Origin of the sequence: Rhodococcus sp. GXMU-t2271 (assembly GCF_041414735.1) — a bacterium.
In the GTDB taxonomy this organism is placed as follows: domain Bacteria; phylum Actinomycetota; class Actinomycetes; order Mycobacteriales; family Mycobacteriaceae; genus Rhodococcus; species Rhodococcus indonesiensis.
In genome coordinates this window covers 1-226 of record NZ_JAUIZP010000042.1, presented here as the reverse complement: position 1 = coordinate 226, position 226 = coordinate 1, and the positions used below count along the sequence as shown (strand labels likewise).

The window sequence follows — 226 nt, the reverse complement described above, 5'->3', positions numbered from 1 at the left end:
GAAGACCGGGAAGATCTCCGAGACGATGCCGAAGAACGGCAGCGCGATGATGTACACCTCGGGATGGCCGAAGAACCAGAACAGGTGCTGCCACAGCATGACGCCACCGTTGGCGGGGTCGAAGATGTGCCCACCGAGGTGGCGATCGACGAAGAGGCCGAAGAACGCAGCGGTCAGCAGCGGGAACGCCAGGAGGATCAGCACGCTGGTGATGAGGATGTTCCAC

General features: G+C 61.9%; 1 protein-coding gene. It reads right to left on the bottom strand.

From position 1 onward, the window contains the following. A partial coding sequence (locus tag QYS60_RS16170) for a cbb3-type cytochrome c oxidase subunit I (RefSeq protein ID WP_371383648.1) occupies positions 1 to 226 on the bottom strand: 226 nt, incomplete at both ends.